The 16,211-nt window shown below is 70.5% G+C and carries 18 protein-coding genes and 1 pseudogene; 6 read left to right on the forward strand and 13 right to left on the reverse strand.

Features of this window, described 5'->3' with window-relative positions:
- Window positions 1–89: 89 nt before the first annotated feature.
- Genes C6A87_RS25520 through ssd form a run of 7 tightly spaced genes read right to left on the reverse strand, consistent with a single transcriptional unit; the run spans window position 90 to window position 4,610 of the window.
- A complete protein-coding gene (locus C6A87_RS25520; protein WP_311114794.1) occupies window positions 90–464 on the reverse strand; it encodes an Rv3654c family TadE-like protein in 375 nt (124 codons plus the stop codon).
- The gene (locus tag C6A87_RS25525; RefSeq protein ID WP_311118079.1) at window positions 433–747 is read right to left on the reverse strand and encodes a TadE family type IV pilus minor pilin; all 315 of its coding nucleotides are present in this window, start codon (window positions 745–747) and stop codon (window positions 433–435) included. The genes C6A87_RS25520 and C6A87_RS25525 overlap by 32 nt, the downstream gene beginning before the upstream one ends.
- 14 nt (window positions 748–761) lie before the next feature.
- The gene (locus C6A87_RS25530; protein WP_396836939.1) at window positions 762–962 is read right to left on the reverse strand and encodes a DUF4244 domain-containing protein; all 201 of its coding nucleotides are present in this window, start codon (window positions 960–962) and stop codon (window positions 762–764) included.
- A gap of 24 nt (window positions 963–986) precedes the next feature.
- Complete coding sequence (locus C6A87_RS25535; protein WP_311114796.1) at window positions 987–1,559, reverse strand: type II secretion system F family protein; 573 nt, start codon at window positions 1,557–1,559, stop codon at window positions 987–989.
- Window positions 1,556–2,341, reverse strand: a complete 786-nt coding sequence (locus C6A87_RS25540; RefSeq protein ID WP_311114797.1) for a type II secretion system F family protein — start codon at window positions 2,339–2,341, stop codon at window positions 1,556–1,558. The genes C6A87_RS25535 and C6A87_RS25540 overlap by 4 nt, the downstream gene beginning before the upstream one ends.
- On the reverse strand, window positions 2,338–3,516 hold the full coding sequence (locus C6A87_RS25545) for a TadA family conjugal transfer-associated ATPase (RefSeq protein WP_311114798.1): 1,179 nt from the start codon (window positions 3,514–3,516) through the stop codon (window positions 2,338–2,340). The genes C6A87_RS25540 and C6A87_RS25545 overlap by 4 nt, the downstream gene beginning before the upstream one ends.
- Window positions 3,513–4,610, reverse strand: coding sequence for a septum site-determining protein Ssd (gene ssd / locus C6A87_RS25550; RefSeq protein WP_311114799.1), 1,098 nt, complete (start codon window positions 4,608–4,610; stop codon window positions 3,513–3,515). The genes C6A87_RS25545 and ssd overlap by 4 nt, the downstream gene beginning before the upstream one ends.
- A gap of 463 nt (window positions 4,611–5,073) precedes the next feature.
- On the opposite strand from ssd, the gene C6A87_RS25555 reads away from it, so the two are divergent.
- The gene (locus tag C6A87_RS25555; RefSeq protein WP_311118080.1) at window positions 5,074–5,895 is read left to right on the forward strand and encodes an HAD-IB family hydrolase; all 822 of its coding nucleotides are present in this window, start codon (window positions 5,074–5,076) and stop codon (window positions 5,893–5,895) included.
- Between the two features lie 441 nt (window positions 5,896–6,336).
- On the opposite strand, the gene C6A87_RS25560 is transcribed toward C6A87_RS25555, so the two are convergent.
- Complete coding sequence (locus tag C6A87_RS25560; protein WP_311114800.1) at window positions 6,337–7,083, reverse strand: oxidoreductase; 747 nt, start codon at window positions 7,081–7,083, stop codon at window positions 6,337–6,339.
- Between the two features lie 146 nt (window positions 7,084–7,229).
- Between C6A87_RS25560 and acs the strand changes: the two genes are divergently transcribed.
- The gene (gene acs, locus C6A87_RS25565; RefSeq protein WP_311114801.1) at window positions 7,230–9,191 is read left to right on the forward strand and encodes an acetate--CoA ligase; all 1,962 of its coding nucleotides are present in this window, start codon (window positions 7,230–7,232) and stop codon (window positions 9,189–9,191) included.
- 7 nt (window positions 9,192–9,198) lie between these two features.
- Here acs and C6A87_RS25570 read toward each other — a convergent pair whose 3' ends face one another.
- On the reverse strand, window positions 9,199–9,897 hold the full coding sequence (locus C6A87_RS25570) for a S1 family peptidase (protein WP_311114802.1): 699 nt from the start codon (window positions 9,895–9,897) through the stop codon (window positions 9,199–9,201).
- 154 nt (window positions 9,898–10,051) lie between these two features.
- Here C6A87_RS25570 and C6A87_RS25575 point away from each other — a divergent pair, with 154 nt between their 5' ends.
- Both C6A87_RS25575 and C6A87_RS25580 read left to right on the forward strand, forming a co-directional pair.
- Entirely contained in the window at window positions 10,052–10,558 is a 507-nt protein-coding gene (locus tag C6A87_RS25575) for a phage holin family protein (protein WP_311114803.1), read from the forward strand.
- Window positions 10,558–11,517, forward strand: a complete 960-nt coding sequence (locus tag C6A87_RS25580) for an alpha/beta fold hydrolase (protein WP_311114804.1) — start codon at window positions 10,558–10,560, stop codon at window positions 11,515–11,517. Before C6A87_RS25575 ends, C6A87_RS25580 begins: the two co-directional genes overlap by 1 nt.
- Here C6A87_RS25580 and marP read toward each other — a convergent pair whose 3' ends face one another.
- From marP to nth, 4 genes and pseudogenes are all read right to left on the reverse strand, one after another.
- Window positions 11,518–12,711, reverse strand: coding sequence for an acid resistance serine protease MarP (marP, locus tag C6A87_RS25585; RefSeq protein WP_311114805.1), 1,194 nt, complete (start codon window positions 12,709–12,711; stop codon window positions 11,518–11,520). It lies immediately after the preceding gene.
- A complete protein-coding gene (locus C6A87_RS25590; RefSeq protein WP_311114806.1) occupies window positions 12,708–13,490 on the reverse strand; it encodes a CoA pyrophosphatase in 783 nt (260 codons plus the stop codon). Before C6A87_RS25590 ends, marP begins: the two co-directional genes overlap by 4 nt.
- A pseudogene (locus C6A87_RS25595) lies at window positions 13,487–14,145 on the reverse strand (TlpA family protein disulfide reductase). Before C6A87_RS25595 ends, C6A87_RS25590 begins: the two are co-directional and overlap by 4 nt.
- The gene (gene nth, locus C6A87_RS25600) at window positions 14,146–14,826 is read right to left on the reverse strand and encodes an endonuclease III (protein WP_311118081.1); all 681 of its coding nucleotides are present in this window, start codon (window positions 14,824–14,826) and stop codon (window positions 14,146–14,148) included. It abuts the pseudogene before it with no gap.
- A gap of 237 nt (window positions 14,827–15,063) precedes the next feature.
- Here nth and C6A87_RS25605 point away from each other — a divergent pair, with 237 nt between their 5' ends.
- Both C6A87_RS25605 and crp read left to right on the forward strand, forming a co-directional pair.
- Window positions 15,064–15,396, forward strand: a complete 333-nt coding sequence (locus tag C6A87_RS25605) for a hypothetical protein (RefSeq protein WP_311114807.1) — start codon at window positions 15,064–15,066, stop codon at window positions 15,394–15,396.
- A 96-nt stretch (window positions 15,397–15,492) separates the two neighbouring features.
- Entirely contained in the window at window positions 15,493–16,167 is a 675-nt protein-coding gene (gene crp / locus C6A87_RS25610) for a cAMP-activated global transcriptional regulator CRP (RefSeq protein WP_003931718.1), read from the forward strand.
- The last annotated feature ends 44 nt before the right edge of the window (window positions 16,168–16,211 follow it).

The raw sequence follows: 16,211 nt of genomic DNA on the forward strand, positions 1-16,211 counted from the left end.
GGGCTGCTTATCCGTCTGCGGTCGCAAGTAAACCGGGCCGAGCGACGGGTTCGGGTCCACGCCACGATTCTCGCGTCAACCTGCGCGAGTCAGCGTGCGGGGGCGGCCGGCCCGGCCCGGGCGACCGCCGAGGCCGGCCCGACGGCCGCGCCAGCCGCCGGCACCGCGACCGTGGTGCGCACCTGCACGTCGAGCCCGTCGACTGCGCAGTCGGCCACCTTGGCCCCCATCGCGGTGGCGACGTGGTCGGCCGTCCCGCACGCCGCGGTGTGCCCGGCCGCGATCCGGTATGCGGCGCTGAGCGCGGCGAGGTCGGCGGCGGCCTGCGCGCGGTGCCGGGCCGTCACCGCCGAGGCGACCGCGACCCCGCCCCACGTGACCGCCACCAGCGCCAGCACCATCAGCGCCGCGGCCACGGTCGCCGCGCCGCACTCACCGGTCAGCGGGTTCGAGGGCCGACACACCTTCGGCGGCAATGACGATGCCGGGTAGCACCGCCGATCGCGTGCTGACCCGGGCCACGACGAAGTCCCCGTCGCGACGCACCGCGACGACCGCGTCGTCCGGCGCGATCCGCCGCGCCGCGGCGGTGGCCGACGCGTCGTCGCCGCGGGCGGCCAGGCGCGCAGCTTCGCGGGCGGCGTCGATGCAGCGCACCTGCATCGACACCGCGGTGAGCCCGGCGACGCAGGCGACGAGAACACCCACCAACGCCAGGATCCCGAAAGCCGCTTCGGCGGTGGAGATTCCGGACTCACCGCTCAGACGTTCGTGTTCAGCGCCCGGCTGATGATGTTGGTCAGCGCCGTCACGATCGAATCCCCGGTCACCACCGTGTAGAGGATCGCGCCGAACGCGGCTGCGGCAATGGTCCCGATGGCGTACTCCACGGTGGACATGCCGTCGTCGGCGACGGCCAACACCAGCAGGCGGGCCTTGATGTCCCGAAGTTGTTGCCTCATGGTCATTTTCTCCTTCGTTTTTCGTCACAGAACGCCCGACTGCAAGACCTCGCCGGCCAACCCGGCGACGACGGGAACAATCCCCAGGCACAGGAACGCCGGCAGGTAGCACAACCCCAGCGGCCCGGCCATCAGCACCGAAGCGCGCTCGGCCCGCGCACTCGCCGCGTCCCCCGCCTCGCCGCGCAACTGCACGGCCAGGTCGTCCACCCCCTGGGCCAGCGCAGCGCCCGACAGGGCCGACCGGCGTGCCATCCGCAGGAATGCGTCCAACGAATGGTCCACCGCACCTTCGGGATTCGCCCATGCCCGGACCGGATCCGCGCCCAGCGCCACCAGGTCGGCCGCCCGGCGCAGCAGCGCCGCCAGAGCGGGCGGCGCCGACTGCGCCACCGCTGAGGCCGCCGACGACACCGCCATCCCCGACCGCAGGCACGCGGCGAGCACGTCGAGGCTGGCCGCCACGGCGAGGACATCACCGACAGGCGATCCGCCGTGGGCCGAGTCGCCGAGATGCCGATGCCGGTGCATCCGGGACGCTGACGCACCGGGGACGAGCAGTGCCGCCAGGGCGAGAAGCATTGCGGCCCAGGTCATGTCATCACCGAGGCCATGATGCGGTCGGACCACAGCAGGCCGCCGCAGACGAAACCCGTCCCGACCATGAGCAGCCACCCGCCCGCGCCGCCGGACAGCAGGAAGACCAGCGGGTCCGCCCCGATCAAGTGCCCGAGCAGCATTCCGAGCACCGGCAGTCCCGCCAGGATCGCCGCGGTGGCCCGCGCGCCTGCCAGCCCGGCTTCGACGCGTCCGCGGAACCGTTCCCGCTCGGTGATGTCCCGCTGGGCGGCCTGCATCAAGGTGGCGATCGCCAGCCCCTGGTTCTGCGCCAGACCCCAGCAGACGCCGAGTCTTTCCCAGTATCCGGGCAACAGGGACCGGTGCCCGGCCGCGCGCAGGCCGTCGGCGACGTCGGCTCCGAGCAGTGCCCTCGCCGCGACCCCGGAGAGGGAACCCGAGATCGCGTGGTTCGACTCCTGGGCGGCCGCCCGGATCGCCGCCACGGGGTGGGCGCCGATCCGGAGTTCGCCGACGAGCACATCGAGAGCACCCTGCAGCGAGACCGCCTCGGTGACCCGGGCCCGCCGCCGCCGGTTCGCACGGGCGCGGGCCAGCAGTGTCGCGGACAGCATGCCGACGGCCAGCGCCGCGCCGGGGGTCAGCAGCAGGGCCACCGCCGCGCAGACGAGCACCGCGCACACCGGAGCGGACATCCGCAGGGGCCGACGGCGGCGCACGAGGAACGCCTGGGCGCGGCGGCGCGAATCGGTCGGCGCGACGAGCACCGCGGCGGCCAACGCCAGCGCCGCCGCGGTCACGGTCGCGTCCTGTCGCGGACCAGGTCGGCCAACGCCGCCGCGGCGGGACCGAAGCCGGTCTCGCAGTGCCAGCCGGTGGTCACGCGGACGATGCCGTCGTCACGGCGCTGCAGCACGCCGACCTCGGTGAGGCGGCGCCGGCCGGTCCGGTCGCGCGCCACGTGCAGCACCACGTGGATCGCGGCGGCCAACTGGCTGTGCAGCGCAGCGCGGTCGAGGCCGCCGAGGGCCGCGAGCGCCTCGAACCGCGCCGGCACCTCGGCGGGGTTGTTCGCGTGCACGGTCCCGGAGCCGCCGTCGTGGCCGGTGTTCAGCGCGGTGAGCAGATCCACCACCTCGGCGCCGCGCACCTCGCCGATCACGATGCGGTCCGGCCGCATCCGTAATGCCTGGCGGACGAGGTCACGCACGGTCACCTCGCCCGCGCCCTCGACGTTGGCGCAGCGGGCGACCAGCTTGACCAGGTGCGGGTGTGCCGGCGCGAGTTCCGAGGCGTCCTCGACACAGATGATGCGCTCGTCTGCGGGCACCGCGGCCAGGAGCGCGGCCAGCAGGGTCGTCTTTCCCGCCCCGGTGCCGCCGGACACCACGAAGGCCAGGCGGGCGGCGAGGACCCCGTGCAGCAATTCGACCGCCTCCGGCGCGATGGTGCCCGCCTCGACCAGCGCGTCCAGTCGCTGGTTGGCCGGTCGCAGCACGCGTAGCGACAGGCAGGTCCCGCCGTCGGCCACCGGCGGCAGCACGGCGTGCAGCCGAACGTTGAGCGCGGCCCCGGACTGTGCGGCGCTCACACCGCTGAGATTCCCGTCAACCCAGGGCTGGGCTTCGTCGAGCCTGCGGCCGGCGGCCAGCGCCAGTCGTTGCGCGAGGCGCCGTACCGCCTCGTCGTCAGCGAAGCAGACCGACGTCCGTCGCAAACCGTTGCCGTCGTCCACCCAGACGGCGTCGGGCGCGGTGACGAGCACGTCGGTGACTCCGGGGGCCGACAGCAGCGGGTCCAGCAGCCCCGCGCCGATGAGCTCGGTCTGCAGGTGGCGCAGGTTGGTCAGCACCTCGGCGTCGCCGAGTACCCCACCGGACTCCGCGCGGATGGCCGCGGCCACCACGCTGGGTCGCAGCGGGGACGACTGTGCGGCCAGACGTTCGCGCACCCGGTCGATCAGGGGAGAACTCATGCGGCGGCCTCGGCGCCGGCCCCGAGTTGAGGGTGCTGACCGAGCACGCTCAACACCTCCCGTGCGGCGCGCGCCAGAGGCGAGCGGGCGCGCACGCGCAGCCCGCCCCGTTCCAGGGAGGCCTCGATGCCGGGCTGCGGCCGCATCGCCGCGAGCACCGGCAGGCCGACGATGCGGGCCACGTCCATCGGCCGCAGGCCGCCCGGCGACGGACCGCGTACCACCACGCCGGCATTGGGATTGGCCGCGGCGACCCACTGCGCCGTCGCCGCGCCGGCCGCGCACGACCGGAGGTCCGCGGGCGTGACCAACACCACCAGATCCGCTGACGACACCGCCGTGTCGGCGGCCGGTCCGGGCCGCCGCGCCACATCGCACACCACCGTCACGCCCGCACGGCTGCCTGCCGCGATCACCGCTTCCAGCGGGGCGGGATCCACCTCGTTGCTGGGATCGTCACCAGATAACACCCGACTGCCCGACAGCACGCTGACCCCGCGATGGCTCGGCAGCGCGTCGCGCAGCGCGGAGAAGCTGACCCGCCCGCCCGCCAGCGAAAGATCGGGCCAACGCAGACCGGGTTCGGTCTCACTGCCGAGCACCAGATCGAGGCCGCCGCCCCACGGATCCCCGTCGATCAGCAGGGAGTTCGCGGCGATCTTCGCCAGAGCTGTCGCGAAAACGGACGCGCCACCCCCGCCCCGGCCGGCCAGCACCGCCACCACGGGACCGCGCGCCCCTGCGTGGCGCGCCGCCTCGGTGGCGTCGGCGAGCTCGGCCATCAGGTCGCGGTCGTCGCCCGGTAGCGTCACGACGCGTTGTGCGCCGATGGCCACCGCGGCCTCCCAGTCCCCCGGTGTGGGCGCATCGCCGCTGATCAGAAGCACTCTGGGCCGCCGGGGCAGGCTCCGCGCGGCGCACCGGGACGCCGCTGCCGCGTCGACGAGGACTGCCGCCGCGCCGGCCCACACACGGTGGCCGGACGGATCCGTGGCACGCACCACCTGCATGCCTGCAGCGGCGACAACCCGGTCGATGTCGGCGCCGAGCACCGGATCATCGACCAGAACCAGGATGGCCTCGGCAGCGGTCATGACTTCGAGCGTGGGCCCGCACCGCACCGCGCACCAGGGTGCGGGCAACGATCTGTGGATGAAAATCACACTGTGGACAAGTGCCGCAGCACCGGCACCTGCGCAGCGAAAACCGCGTTCCGCAACTCAGTAAGAGGGGGGTGAACTATCCGCAATGCGAAATACCCCAGAAAAGGGACGACCCCCGCCAGGGGGGGGAGGAGGCGGAGGTCGTCGTGTATCAGCCCCGGGGGGTCGGGCTGATCCACACCCGGCATAAGCCGAGTAATGACAACTATACACACGCATGACAGGGCGGGCGCAAGTACCGAAACGGGAACAAGTCGGTCAAGGACCAGGAAAGATGCAGTCGCAGACAGGTGTCGTGAACTGCCATTTTGTACGATCTGCCGTCATCTGTCACACAGACCACCCTTATGCTGACGAAGTGACCCCACCCGAGCCGGCCACCGAGGACAGCCACGTGCCGACCCCGCCGGCTCCACCGGACCGGCCGGTGCGCACGGCAGCGTTCTTCGATCTGGACAAAACCGTCATCGCAAAATCCAGCACTTTGGCTTTCAGCAAACCGTTCTTCAGTCAGGGGCTAATCAACCGGCGCACTGTGCTGAAGTCGAGTTACGCGCAATTCCTGTTTCTGATGTCCGGCGCGGACCACGAGCAGATGGACCGCATGCGCTCCTACATCACCAACATGTGCGCCGGCTGGGACGTCGAACAGGTGAAGACGATCGTCGGGGAGACCCTGCACGAGATCGTCGACCCGCTCGTGTTCGCTGAAGCCGCAGAGCTCATCGCCGATCACAAACTGTGCGGCCGCGATGTCGTGGTGGTTTCCGCCTCGGGCGAGGAGATCGTGGCGCCGATCGCCCGTGCACTGGGGGCCACGCATGCGATGGCGACGCGGATGGTGGTCGAAGACGGCAAGTACACCGGCGAGATCGCGTTCTACTGCTACGGCGAGGGCAAGGTCGAAGCCATCCGGGCGCTCGCCGAGCGCGAGGGTTACGCGCTCGAGCATTGCTACGCCTACTCCGACTCGATCACCGACCTGCCGATGCTGGATTTGGTCGGGCACCCCACCGCAGTCAACCCGGACAGGGCGCTGCGCAAAGAGGCGGTGGCACGCGACTGGCCGGTCCGCACGTTCTCCAAGCCGGTGTCGCTGCGCGACCGGATCCCGGCGCCGTCCGGGGCGGCCGTGGCGACCACCGCCGCTGTCGGCGTGAGCGCGCTGGCGGCCGGTGCGCTGACGTACTCGCTGCTGCGCCGATTCGCGTTCTGACACAAGCTACTTACCAGTACAGATGAATTGCTGGGTCCCGGCGTAACGATCCGGGCGCACAACCGCGTTTACCCCTTGATGTGACCGTGGTCACGTAGTAGAAAGGAACCACGGAAGCTGGGTGAGGCCAAGGCCGAGCCGGAAGAGAAGGCTCGGCCTCCCGACCTCGGCTCCCTAGCACGGGTCCCGGAACCCACGCGGAGCACATACCGCCATATAGGTAGAAGCGTTGCGGGCCTGCGTAATTGCGAAGATCGGACGGCGACACCGACCCTTTGGGTGGGGTCGCAGCCGTAGCGGAGCGCAAGGACGCCGAGGCCGCCCACGCAACCCACACGGCACGCTTGGCCTCCGGTGACCCGTGCTAGCGGGCGGTGAGCCGATACGGTCGCAAGACCTATCGGATCACCGCCCGCTTCACGTTTGCTGACCTGTCGATCCTCAGGAGGTCGCGTTTTGCGCGATCGCCAGGGCCTCCCGGGCGCCGGCGTGAAGTCCCTCGCTGCTGAACACCAGCCACGCCGCCAGACCGTCCGGCGTCCCCGAGGCGAACCCCCTGGCCGCGGCGCGGTAGTCGCCGGAGCGCCGCATCCAGTGCACCTCGGGCACTCCTAGACCGTGCGGGTCCAGCCCGCTGGCGATGGTGATCAGCCTGGACACCGCGCGGGCGACGACACCGTCGGCGACGCCGAACGGTTCCAGCGTCAACAGTTCTCCGTGCGCGACGGCGGCGAGCACCGTCGCAGGCACCCGCGTCCCGCCGGTGGCGAGGTCGGCCAGCAGTTCCAGCCGCCGCCCGGTGCCCTCTCGCGGCCGGCCCAGCGCATCGTCGTCGACCAGATCCGATGCGGCCAGCGCGTGCAGCCGCGCGATCGCCTGCAGTGGCGCGCGCCGCCACGCCCCGACCAGCGCGCCTTCCCCGCCTTCGAGCGCCTCGGCGACACGCAGCGCCCCGGCCAGCACCGGATCGCGGTCGCCGTCCGGCGAGAACTGCAGCGGTCCGCCGTCGAGGACCGAGGATGCCCGCGCGGCGCGCAGTGCCGCCTCGGCCGCGTTCGCCGGCCATCCGCGCAGGTTCGCCCGGTGCCGGTGTGCCTTGCCGAGGGCGTCAGCGGCGTCGGCGCCGGCCTGGGCGACCCCGGGGAGCGTCGTCAGCGGCGCCAACGGGTCGTCGGCGGTCGGGCTCATCGGGGGCTGCCACAGGTCACGCGGGGACACGGTAGTCGACCAGTGGCCGCGCGCGCCGTGACGTTCGTCGCGGCGAAACCGCCGTCTGCAGTCTCAGATGTGAGTTGCCAACGTCTGTGCAACGTTGGGTGACTACCCTCACAGGCATGACCGAGACGCCTGCGGACGCCATCGCGTCCTACCCTCCGGCCCCCGAGTTCACCGAGCACGCCAACGCCACCGCGGCGTTGTATGACGAGGCCGACGCCGACCGCCTGGCGTTCTGGGCCGAGCAGGCCGAGCGACTGTCCTGGGAGACGCCCTTCGACGAGGTGCTGGACTGGTCGGGCGCGCCGTTCGCGAAGTGGTTCGTCGGCGGGCGGCTCAACGTGGCCTACAACTGCGTGGACCGGCACGTCGAGGCCGGCAACGGCGACCGGGTGGCCATCCACTGGGAGGGCGAACCCGTCGGGGACGCCCGCGACATCACCTACGCCCAGCTCAAGGACGAGGTGAGCCAGGCGGCCAACGCGTTCACCGAGCTCGGCCTCAAGGCCGGCGACCGGGTGGCCATCTACATGCCGATGGTGCCCGAGGCCATCGTGGCGATGCTGGCGTGTGCCCGGCTGGGCGCCATGCACTCGGTCGTCTTCGCCGGGTTCTCCGCGAGCGCACTCAAGGCGCGCATCGACGACGCGCAGGCCAAGCTCGTCATCACCACCGACGGGCAGTTCCGCCGCGGGTCCGCGGTCTCGCTCAAAACCGGGGTCGACGAGGCCATCGACGGTCTGGGTGACCACAGCCCGGTCGACCACGTGGTCGTGGTGCGCCGCACCGGTATCGACACCCCGTGGACCGAGGGGCGCGACCTGTGGTGGGACGAGGTCGTCCCCCAGGCCTCCACCGAGCACACCCCCGAGGCGTTCGACTCCGAGCATCCGCTGTTCCTGCTCTACACCTCCGGCACCACCGGCAAGCCCAAGGGCATCATGCACACCTCGGGTGGCTACCTGACCCAGGCCGCCTACACCCACTACTACGTCTTCGACCTCAAACCCGAGACCGACGTGTACTGGTGCACCGCCGACATCGGCTGGGTGACCGGCCACACCTACATCGTGTACGGGCCGCTGGCCAACGGCGCCACCCAGGTCGTCTACGAGGGCACCCCGGCCTCGCCCGACGAGCACCGCCACTACCAGACCATCGAAAAATACGGCGTCACCATCTATTACACCGCGCCGACGCTGGTGCGCACGTTCATGAAGTGGGGCCGCCAAATCGCCGCCGAGCACGACCTGTCGAGCCTGCGGCTGCTCGGCAGCGTGGGCGAGCCGATCAACCCCGAGGCGTGGCGCTGGTACCGCAAGGTGTTCGGCGCCGACAAGACCCCGATCGTGGACACCTGGTGGCAGACCGAGACCGGCGCGATCATGATCTCCCCGCTGCCCGGGGTCACCGTGTGCAAGCCCGGTTCGGCGATGCGCGCGCTGCCGGGCATCTCGGCCAAGATCGTCGACGACGACGGCAACGAGCTCGAACCGTCGCCCGATCACGGGGAGCACACCACCGGCTACCTGGTCCTCGACCAGCCGTGGCCGGCGATGCTGCGCGGCATCTGGAACGACCCCGAGCGGTTCAAGGAGACCTACTGGGCCCGGTTCGCCAAGCAGGGCTGGTACTTCGCCGGCGACGGCGCACGGTACGGCAGCGACGGCGAGATCTGGGTGCTGGGCCGCATCGACGACGTCATGAACATCTCCGGGCACCGGATCTCCACCGCCGAGGTCGAATCGGCCCTGGTCGGCCATTCCGGGGTGGCCGAGGCCGCGGTGGTCGGCGCCACCGACGAGCAGACCGGCCAGGCCATCTGCGCGTTCGTGATCCTCAAGTCCAGCGCCCACGGCGGCGAGAAGGACATGATCGACGAGCTGCGCGCCGAGGTGGCCCGCGAGATCTCCCCGATCGCCAAACCGCGCGAGATCCACGTCGTGCCCGAACTGCCGAAGACCCGCAGCGGCAAGATCATGCGCCGGCTGCTCCGCGACGTCGCCGAGGGCCGCGAGCTCGGCGACACCTCCACGCTGGTCGACCCCAGCGTGTTCGAGGCGATCCGGGCCGGCAAGTAGGTCGGAGCTAGCCCGCCCCGATGGGAACGAAACCGGTACCGGGGCGGCCCTTGGCGGTGATGTCGGCCAGCTGCGTGTTGAACGACATGGTCACCGCGGGGGTGTGCAGCGGGATGAACTTGACCACGCAGGTCGGCAGGTCCTCGGAGAACGCGCCGTGGATCATGCCGACCAGTCGGTTGTTGACGGTGACGGGGGCGCCCGAGTCGCCGGGCTGGCCGCACACCTGGTTGACGATCGTGCCCGGCGCCTCGCCCGGGCCCCAGGTGACGCCGCACGAGTAGCCGGTGGTGCGGCCCAGTTTGCAGGCCACGTCGCCGAACCGGGGGTCAGGGGCCAGGCCGTCGATGCGGAAGCCGTTGACGGTGTTGACGGGCGTGACCTTGGCCGGGTCGAACTTGATGACCGCGTAGTCGAGGATGTCGTTGCCGGCGACCATCGTGCCGACGGGGCCGGCGGCTTGATCGGCCTCGGCGGCGACGACCGCGCCCGGGCCGCCGCAGTGCGCGGACGTGAACCCGATCAGGTTCCCCTGGTTGTCGGTGCCGATCGCGGTCAGCGTGCACAGCGATTCGCCGTTGACGACGAGGCCGGAGCCACCGCCGAGGACCACCGGCGGTGCGGCATGGGCAGGGACCGTCGCGAACGTCAGCAAGGCGGTGAGAGCCAGGAGCGCCGCGCGGACCCACGGGAAGTGGCCGCTCATCCTCAAGAGGTCACTCCCCTATCCCGAAAATCCGACGTGCCCGACCCGTCTCAGCAAGGAACTCGCGCAGTCTAACCTCGGCCGGAATCGTTTAGTGGGACGCCACGTGGCAACATGAACGCGACCGAGAAGAGTGGGCGGAAGGAAGCCAGGCGTGAGCGATCGCAGAAACGGCGTGCCGAACACCGTGACGTCGATACCGCTGGTGGACCCTCACGCACCCAAACCGGATCCGTCGATCGGGGATCTGGTCAAGGACGCCACCGCCCAGGTGTCCACTCTGGTGCGCGCCGAGGTCGAGCTGGCGAAGGCGGAGATCACCCGCGACGTCAAGAAGGGCCTGACCGGCAGCATCTTCTTCATCGCGGCGCTGGTCGTGCTGTTCTACTCGACGTTCTTCTTTTTCTTCTTCGTCGCCGAGCTGCTGGACACCTGGCTGTGGAAGTGGGCGGCGTACCTGATCGTGTTCGGGATCATGCTCGTGCTGACCGGGCTGCTCGCGCTGTTCGGCTATCTGAAGGTGCGCCGTATCCGCGGCCCGCAGAAGACCATCGAGTCGGTCAGGGAGATCCCCGAGGCGTTCACGCCCGGCCCGGACAAGAGGGCCGTCGCGACCGGTAACGGCGATCCGGCGACGCACAAAGACCCGTCGGGCTGGTAATGGCCCCACCCGATCCGTCGGTGGTACGCATCGGCGGACCGTGGCGACACCTGGACGTGCACGCCAACGGGATTCGGTTCCACGTTGTCGAGGCACTGCGCCGACCCGACGATGACGATCCGTCCCGTTCCCTGGCCGATCGTCCGCTGGTGATCCTGCTGCACGGCTTCGGGTCGTTCTGGTGGTCGTGGCGCCACCAGCTGACCGGTCTGACCGGTGCCCGGGTGGTGGCGGTGGATCTGCGCGGTTACGGCGGCAGCGACAAGCCGCCCCGCGGATACGACGGGTGGACGCTGGCCGGGGACACCGCGGGACTGGTCCGCGCGTTGGGCCATCACAGCGCCACGCTGGTGGGGCACGCCGACGGCGGGCTGGTGTGCTGGGCGACGTCGGTGCTGCACCCGCGGGCGGTGCGGGCGATCGCGGTGGTGAGCTCCCCGCATCCGGCCGCACTGCGCACCTCGACCCTGACTCGCCGCGATCAGGGCCGGGCACTGCTGCCGTCACTGCTGGGCTATCAGGTGCCCATGTGGCCGGAGCGCGCGCTGACGCGCGACGACGGCGCCGAGGTCGAACGGTTGGTCCGCAGCCGGTCGGGCACGAAATGGCAGGCGAGCGAGGATTTCTCGGAGACCGCCAGGCATCTGCGCCGGGCCGTCCAGATCCCGTCGGCGGCGCACTGCGGGCTGGAGTATCAGCGTTGGGCGGTGCGCAGCCAGTTTCGCACCGAGGGCCGGCGCTTCATGAGATCGATGAAGCGCCCGCTGACGGTTCCGGTGCTGCACCTGCGTGGTGACGCCGACCCGTACGTGCTGGCAGACCCGGTGCAGCGGACGCAGCGCTACGCCCCGCACGGCAGGTACGTCTCGATCGACGGCGCCGGGCATTTCGCCCACGAGGAGGCCCCGGAGGCGGTCAACGAGCAGCTGCGGCGCTTCCTGGATCAGGTGTACGGCTGATCAGCTTGCGTTGATGCAGGTTCCGGTCGGGACGCGGTCGACGTTGCCGACCTTGGCCATCTGCCTGGCCACCTCGTTGGCGGTGAGCACGAACCCGGTGTCGACGTCGTCGACCGCCGCGCCGAACACCACGCCCAGCACCTTGCCCTGCCGGTTGATCATCGGCCCACCCGAATTGCCCTGCCGGACAGTGCCCCTGATCGTGTAGACCTCGCGGGTGACGGTGGTGGACCGGTAGATGTCGGGCCCGTTGAGCTCGATGATCTCGCGTACCCGTGCCGGGGTCGCGGTGAACTCGCCGCCGCCCGGATAGCCCATGACGATGCCGTCGGTGCCCGGCTGGGCCTCGGTGTCGACGAACTGCAGCGGCGCCGACGGGAGGTTGGGCACGTCGAGGATGGAGATGTCGGCGTCGGGGTCATACGAGATGACGCCTGCGTCGTAGGTCTGGCCGTCGACCTCGACGGTGACGCTGTCGGACCCGGCGACCACGTGCGCGTTGGACATCACCCGGTTGGGGGCGACGACGAAACCGGTGCCTTCGAGCACCTTCTGGCAGCTCTGCGCGACGCCGCGGACCTTGAGCACGCTGGAGCGGGTGGTGTTGACCACGGGCGAGGTGGCCAGTGCCGGGTCCGGTGGGTCGATTTCGGCGACCGGCGTCGGACCGAACGGTTTCAGCACGTCGTGCAGTCCGGCGGTCTCCCACAGCGCCGAGAGCCGGTCGGGCACCGACCGCAGCCAGCTGGGCGCGACGTCGTCGACTTCGGCGATCACCTTCGAACCCTGCACGGCGGCGGCCAGATTCGGTTGCGGCGAGGAGACCAGTGCGGTGCCCAGCAGCCATGCCGCGGTCAGCACCAGCACCAGCTGCAGCGCCACCCCGACGACCGAGTCGACGACCCGCAGGCCAGGACTTCGGATCGCCCCGCGCACCGCCCTGCCGAGCACCACCCCGGCGATCTCGCCGATCACCACCAGCGCCAGGATCAGGAACAGGGTGACGAACAGCTTGGTCCGCGGGCCGCTGATGTGGTCGACGACGTGCGGAGCCAACAGGATCCCGGCGCCCGCGCCGAGCGCCACCCCGACCAGAGCCAGCAGGGAACCCGGCGCGCCTGATCGCCAGCCGGAGACGGCGGCGATGAGCGCTAACGCCAGGATGCTGATATCAAGCCACTGTGACGAGTTCATCGTTGCGCATCACCGTAGCTGCCCTGACCCTCCAGGAGCGCGATTGCGGCGTCGAGTTCGTAGACGTTGTCGGTCGCCCAAGGCACCGCCCAGCCCGCGACCTCCAGCATCGCCGCGATCACCTGCCCGGTGAACCCCCACACCATCATCTCGTTGAGCAGGAACGCCGGGCCCGCCGAGCGCCGACTGTTCTGCTTGCGGTACACCATGATCCGGTTCTCCGGATTGATGAAGGCGCGCACCGGGACCCGGGCCACCACCGCCGTCTCGAACGGGTCGACCACCCCGACGGGGCCCGGATCCGGTGAATACGCCAGCACCGGCACCACGTGGAAGCCCGACGGCGGGATGAACATTTTGTCCAGCACGGCGAGCGGCTGCAGTCGCGCGGCGTCGATGCCGGTCTCCTCGGTGGCCTCCCGCAGTGCGGTGTCCACGGGGCTGCGGTCCTCGGGGTCGGCGGCGCCGCCGGGGAACGCGGCCTGTCCGGCGTGGTGGCGCAACGTCGACGCGCGGACGGTGACCAGCAGGTCGGCCTCGTCGGGCAGGGTGCCGGGCGCACCGTCGCGCGGACCGGAGAAGAGCACCAGCACCGCGGCGTCCCGGCGCGCCCCGGTCACCGCGGCTTTGGTGTTGGCGGCGGCCAGCGCGGCCAGCACTTCGGCGGGCACCCGGCGCCGGTAGGCGTCCTGCACCGCACCGGGTTGCGCGACGAGCGGGGCCAACCAGGGCGGGGCCGCGGACGGAGTCAACTCGCCGTCGCTGCTGTCCCAGCTCACGCGACTCCAATCTTCGGGTCGACCGCGGCGGCGATCTCGTCGGCGGTCGCGAACGACCGGGGCAGAATCTCGGCAACGCTACCGTCTGCGCGCAGCACCACCGTGGCCGGCATCACGTTGGGCACCCGCAGCGCTGCGGCGATGGTGCGACGGCCGTCCTGCACGGTCGGCAGGTGCACGCCCAGCTCTGCCAGCCGCAGCAACGCCGCGCTCTCGTTCTCGTCCTGGTGCACGGTCAGCACGGTCACCGCGGGGCCGACCCGGCGCTGGTACTCGGCCAGCGCGGGCAGTTCGTCGGCGCACGGGCCGCACCAGTAAGCCCAGAGATTCACCACGGCGGGCCCGCCAGCGCCTCGGCGACCGCGACGCGCGATCCGTCGCCCACGCATTCCAGCGCGATGCCGCGCAGCGCGGCCGGACCGGGACCCGCACCCGGATCGGGGCACGGTTCCAGCGCGGCGCGGGCCCGCAGACCTGCCAACGCCTCGGGGGTGTCGGCGTCGCGCCGGTCCCGCGCGGACGGCACGTCGCGCTGCGATGCGGATTGGGTGTCGTCGGCGCCGAGTTCGGTCCACAGTGCGACGCCGAGCGCGAGGACGACGACCAGCGCCACGATGCTCCACCGGGCTGATGCACTGACGGTCACGCCAGGCACCTACAGCCCGGCCAGCGCCAGCAGGTGTTCGGTCTCGGGTCCCTTGACCAGTGGCGCCGCGATCATCGGGTCGGTGGGGCCGATGCCGTAGGACGGACAGTCCTTGGCGAGCACGCAGACCCCGCAGGCCGGTTTGCGGGCGTGGCACACGCGCCGGCCGTGGAAGATCACCCGATGGCTGAGCAGCGTCCATTCGCTGCGCTCGATGAGTTCACCGACGGCGTGCTCGACCTTGACCGGATCTTCCTCGGCGGTCCAGCGCCACCGGCGCACCAGCCGGCCGAAGTGGGTGTCCACGGTGATTCCGGGGATGTCGAACGCATTACCCAGGATCACGTTGGCGGTCTTGCGCCCCACCCCCGGCAGCGTGACCAGCTCGTCGAGTGTCTCGGGGACCTGGCCGTCGAACCGTTCGACCAGGGCCTGGCCCAGCCCGATCAGCGAACTGGCCTTGTTGCGGTAGAAGCCGGTGGGCCGGATCAGCTCTTCCAGTTCGGTGCGGTCGGCCTGCGCGTAGTCCAGGGCGGTGCGGTACTTCTTGAACAGCGCCGGGGTGGTCAGGTTGACCCGCTTGTCGGTGCTCTGCGCGGACAGGATGGTCGCGACCGTGAGCTCGAGCGGGTTGGTGAAGTCCAGTTCGCAGTACACGTGCGGGAACGCCGTGGCCAGGGTGCGGTTCATCCGGCGGGCACGGCGCACCAGCCCGAGGTGGGTTTCTCTGTCCCATTTACGGTCCGGTTTACGGATGGCTTTGCGGTCCGATGCGCCGCCGGCCTTCTCCGTCGCCGCCCCGTCGGCCGGTTTCACGCTCACCAGGCCAGCGTACTGACGGACACCGACGCACCGTGCGGTGGATAGGTCCTTAACGTGGACTTTTCGTGATCCTGCCGAGATCTTCGCCGTGTTTACTTCAGCGTTGTGTCGTGGTTGCTCGTTGCGCTGATCCCGGGGTTGCTGATGTTGGCGACGCTCGGTCTGGAGCGCGTGGAGGCGGGGTTGCGCCGCGATGCGTTTCCCTCCCCCGACGTCGACGAGCTGCTGCAGCAGGCCGAAGCCGCCTGCGCCGAGACCCGGGCACGGGCCGGGGCCGGCAATTCGCCACAATCGGCCCTTCGGCGCGTGTTGCCGCGCGACACCCCGACCGACGGGTTTCTTGAGCCGGTTTCGGCGCCGGGTCTGCCGACAGGTGAGTACTTTCGGGAGCTCGCCAATACTCAATTTCGGCAGACTCGACATGCCGATCGTGTGTAGCGTGGGCAGGTCACACAGGGACCTACCTCTAGACTGATCTCACGATCTTTCGAGGTCGACTCGCGAATTTTGATCATCAAGCCAATAAGGGGCAACGTGGACGAGATCCTGGCCAGGGCCGGAATCTTCCAGGGTGTGGAACCCAGCGCCGTTTCCGCGCTGACCAAGCAGTTGCAGCCCGTCGACTTTCCGCGCGGACACACCGTGTTCGCTGAGGGTGAGCCCGGCGACCGCCTGTACATCATCATCTCCGGGAAGGTGAAGATCGGCCGTCGTTCACCGGACGGCCGTGAGAACCTCCTGACGATCATGGGTCCGTCGGACATGTTCGGCGAGCTGTCGATCTTCGATCCGGGTCCCCGGACGTCCAGCGCCACCACCATCACCGAGGTGCGCGCGGTGTCGATGGACCGTGAGGCGCTGCGCGCGTGGATCGCCGACCGCCCCGAGATCGCCGAGCAGTTGCTTCGCGTGCTCGCCCGCCGCCTGCGCCGCACCAACAACAACCTCGCCGACCTGATCTTCACCGACGTGCCCGGCCGTGTGGCCAAGCAGCTGCTGCAGCTCGCGCAGCGCTTCGGCACCCAGGAGGGCGGCGCGCTGCGCGTGACGCACGACCTGACGCAGGAGGAGATCGCCCAGCTCGTCGGCGCGTCCCGCGAGACCGTCAACAAGGCGCTGGCCGACTTCGCCCATCGCGGCTGGATCCGCTTGGAAGGCAAGAGCGTGCTGATCAGCGACTCCGAGCGACTGGCGCGCCGAGCGAGGTAACCATCTCGCCGAAATTGCATTCCACGCGCGATTTCCCGCCTGGG

This window comes from Mycobacterium sp. ITM-2016-00317 (assembly GCF_002968295.1).
Lineage (GTDB): Bacteria > Actinomycetota > Actinomycetes > Mycobacteriales > Mycobacteriaceae > Mycobacterium.

Excerpts from the sequence above, each read along its gene's own strand:
- C6A87_RS25530 (WP_396836939.1), bottom strand. The coding sequence starts at position 962 with ATGAGGCAACAACTTCGGGACATCAAGGCCCGCCTGCTGGTGTTGGCC.
- C6A87_RS25535 (WP_311114796.1), bottom strand. The coding sequence starts at position 1,559 with ATGACCTGGGCCGCAATGCTTCTCGCCCTGGCGGCACTGCTCGTCCCC.
- C6A87_RS25545 (WP_311114798.1), bottom strand. The coding sequence starts at position 3,516 with ATGAGTTCTCCCCTGATCGACCGGGTGCGCGAACGTCTGGCCGCACAG.
- ssd (WP_311114799.1), bottom strand. The coding sequence starts at position 4,610 with ATGACCGCTGCCGAGGCCATCCTGGTTCTGGTCGATGATCCGGTGCTC.
- C6A87_RS25560 (WP_311114800.1), bottom strand. The coding sequence starts at position 7,083 with ATGAGCCCGACCGCCGACGACCCGTTGGCGCCGCTGACGACGCTCCCC.
- acs (WP_311114801.1), top strand. The coding sequence starts at position 7,230 with ATGACCGAGACGCCTGCGGACGCCATCGCGTCCTACCCTCCGGCCCCC.
- C6A87_RS25570 (WP_311114802.1), bottom strand. The coding sequence starts at position 9,897 with ATGAGCGGCCACTTCCCGTGGGTCCGCGCGGCGCTCCTGGCTCTCACC.
- C6A87_RS25580 (WP_311114804.1), top strand. The coding sequence starts at position 10,558 with ATGGCCCCACCCGATCCGTCGGTGGTACGCATCGGCGGACCGTGGCGA.
- marP (WP_311114805.1), bottom strand. The coding sequence starts at position 12,711 with ATGAACTCGTCACAGTGGCTTGATATCAGCATCCTGGCGTTAGCGCTC.
- nth (WP_311118081.1), bottom strand. The coding sequence starts at position 14,826 with ATGAACCGCACCCTGGCCACGGCGTTCCCGCACGTGTACTGCGAACTG.